This is a genomic window from Pseudidiomarina atlantica (assembly GCF_000753735.1).
Lineage (GTDB): Bacteria > Pseudomonadota > Gammaproteobacteria > Enterobacterales > Alteromonadaceae > Pseudidiomarina > Pseudidiomarina atlantica.
Map to the genome: position 1 here is coordinate 1 of NZ_JPIN01000029.1, position 2,575 is coordinate 2,575.

Annotated in this window: 1 rRNA gene; it reads right to left on the reverse strand. The window is 52.8% G+C overall.

Annotation, left to right across the window (positions count from 1 at the left end):
* Nucleotides 1-40: 40 nt before the first annotated feature.
* Nucleotides 41-2,575, reverse strand: a 23S ribosomal RNA gene (locus IDAT_RS12750); the annotation flags it as partial.

The following is a 2,575-nucleotide window of genomic DNA, read 5'->3' on the forward strand; positions in this document are numbered from 1 at the left end:
TTGTGTCTATCAAGGCAACCCTCAACACTTTTGGTGTTGTATGGTTAAGCCTCACGGGCAATTAGTACGGGTTAGCTCAACGCATTACTACGCTTCCACACCCCGCCTATCAACGTTGTAGTCTCCAACGACCCTTCAGGACAATTACATGTCAGTGAGAGCTTATCTTGAGGCTCGCTTCCCGCTTAGATGCTTTCAGCGGTTATCGATTCCGAACATAGCTACCGGGCAGTGCCACTGGCGTGACAACCCGAACACCAGAGGTTCGTTCACTCCGGTCCTCTCGTACTAGGAGCAACCCCTCTCAACTCTCAAACGCCCACGGCAGATAGGGACCGAACTGTCTCACGACGTTCTAAACCCAGCTCGCGTACCACTTTAAATGGCGAACAGCCATACCCTTGGGACCGACTACAGCCCCAGGATGTGATGAGCCGACATCGAGGTGCCAAACACCGCCGTCGATATGAACTCTTGGGCGGTATCAGCCTGTTATCCCCGGAGTACCTTTTATCCGTTGAGCGATGGCCCTTCCATTCAGAACCACCGGATCACTATGACCTGCTTTCGCACCTGCTCGACGTGTCTGTCTCGCAGTTAAGCTGGCTTGTGCCATTACACTAACCGTACGATGTCCGACCGTACTTAGCCAACCTTCGTGCTCCTCCGTTACGCTTTGGGAGGAGACCGCCCCAGTCAAACTACCCACCAGGCACTGTCCTCGCCCCAGATAATGAGGCTAAGTTAGAACATCAAACATACAAGGGTGGTATTTCAAGGATGGCTCCACGTCAACTAGCGCCAACGCTTCATAGCCTCCCACCTATCCTACACATGGAGGTTCAATGTTCAGTGCCAAGCTGTAGTAAAGGTTCACGGGGTCTTTCCGTCTAGCCGCGGGTACACCGCATCTTCACGGCGATTTCAATTTCACTGAGTCTCGGGTGGAGACAGCGTGGCCATGGTTACACCATTCGTGCAGGTCGGAACTTACCCGACAAGGAATTTCGCTACCTTAGGACCGTTATAGTTACGGCCGCCGTTTACCGGGGCTTCGATCAAGAGCTTCGCTTACGCTAACCCCATCAATTAACCTTCCGGCACCGGGCAGGTGTCACACCCTATACGTCCACTTTCGTGTTTGCAGAGTGCTGTGTTTTTAATAAACAGTCCCAGCCACCTGGTCACTGCGGCCAGCTCCAGCTCCCCCCGCAAGGGGTTCACTAGCTCTGGCGTACCTTCTCCCGAAGTTACGGTACTATTTTGCCTAGTTCCTTCACCCGAGTTCTCTCAAGCGCCTTAGTATTCTCTACCTGACCACCTGTGTCGGTTTCGGGTACGGTCAACATGTACCTGAAGCTTAGAGGCTTTTCCTGGAAGCAGGGCATCAACAACTTCGCACCCGTGGGTGCTCGTCTCGTATCTCAGTCTTAGCGGTCCGGATTTTCCTAAACCACCAACCTACATACTTTCACCGGGATAACCAACACCCGGCTTGCCTAGCCTTCTCCGTCCCCCCATCGCAGTACATGTCGGTTCAGGAATATTAACCTGATTCCCATCGACTACGCCTCTCGGCCTCGCCTTAGGGGCCGACTTACCCTACCCTGATTAGCATGGGATAGGAAACCTTGGTCTTCCGGCGTGCGGGTTTTTCACCCGCATTATCGTTACTCATGTCAGCATTCGCACTTCTGATACCTCCAGCAGACTTCTCAATCCACCTTCAACGGCTTACAGAACGCTCCCCTACCCAGCATACAAGTATGCTGCCGCAGCTTCGGTGCATGGCTTAGCCCCGTTACATCTTCCGCGCAGGCCGACTCGACTAGTGAGCTATTACGCTTTCTTTAAAGGATGGCTGCTTCTAAGCCAACCTCCTAGCTGTCTGAGCCTTCCCACATCGTTTCCCACTTAGCCATGACTTGGGGACCTTAGCTGGCGGTCTGGGTTGTTTCCCTCTTCACGACGGACGTTAGCACCCGCCGTGTGTCTCCCGGATAGTACTCACTGGTATTCGGAGTTTGCATGGGGTTGGTAAGTCGGGATGACCCCCTAGCCCAAACAGTGCTCTACCCCCAGTGGTATTCGTCCGAGGCGCTACCTAAATAGCTTTCGGGGAGAACCAGCTATCTCCGGGCTTGATTAGCCTTTCACTCCGAGCCACAGGTCATCTCCTAATTTTTCAACATTAGTGAGTTCGGTCCTCCAATTGATGTTACTCAATCTTCAACCTGCCCATGGCTAGATCGCCCGGTTTCGGGTCTATACCTTGCAACTAAGCGCCCAGTTAAGACTCGGTTTCCCTACGGCTCCCCTATACGGTTAACCTTGCTACAAAATATAAGTCGCTGACCCATTATACAAAAGGTACGCAGTCACACCACGAAGGTGCTCCTACTGCTTGTACGTAGACGGTTTCAGGTTCTATTTCACTCCCCTCGCCGGGGTTCTTTTCGCCTTTCCCTCACGGTACTGGTTCACTATCGGTCAGTTGGGAGTATTTAGCCTTGGAGGATGGTCCCCCCATATTCAGTCAAGATAACACGTGTCCCGACCTACTCGTTTTCACAAT